This window comes from Schumannella sp. 10F1B-5-1, from assembly GCF_006517535.1.
Taxonomy (GTDB): domain Bacteria; phylum Actinomycetota; class Actinomycetes; order Actinomycetales; family Microbacteriaceae; genus Schumannella.
Map to the genome: position 1 here is coordinate 348,197 of NZ_VHQH01000001.1, position 562 is coordinate 348,758.

Consider the following 562-nt stretch of genomic DNA (forward strand, 5'->3'; position numbering starts at 1 on the left):
GCCGGCGCCGGCGGAGGAGACTTCGGCGGCGCCGGTGCCGGCGGAGGAGACTTCGGCGGCTCGGGCGCGGGCGCGGGCGGTGGCGACTTCGGCGGGTCCGGTGCCGGTGGCGGAGACTTCGGCGATGTCGGCGGCTCCGACGGTCTCGGCGGCGACGGCAGCGGATCGTGGTCGGCCGAGGACTCGGGCGGCAGCGGCGCCGGCGGCGGAGCGGGCTTCGTCGCCGGGGGCGGCGGTGGAGGCGGCGGCAGCTTCGGCGGCACGCGCGGCCAGAACGGCGGATCCGGCGGGCAGAACGGCGGATCGGGATCGAACGACCAGGACGGCGGCGGCGCCGGTGCTGGCGGCGGCGACATCCCGATGCCCGACCTCGACGACCCGAACGACACCTTCGGCGACCTGACGACCCCCGACGAGGACGGCGGCGGCGCCGGGGCCGGGGGCGGCGGGCTCGGCGACGATGGAGGAGACGCCACCGTCGGGGCGGGCGGCACGGGCACGCCCGACGGCTCGGGCGCCGGCTTCGGCGGCAGCGGGACCGGCAACGACGGGCTCGGGTCCG

At 79.9% G+C, this 562-nt stretch carries 1 protein-coding gene; it reads left to right on the forward strand.

Translation table 11 applies throughout. The features are described 5' to 3' along the window. The coding region (locus FJ658_RS15945; RefSeq protein WP_219995685.1) for a hypothetical protein at nucleotides 1-562 on the forward strand (562 nt) is incomplete at both ends.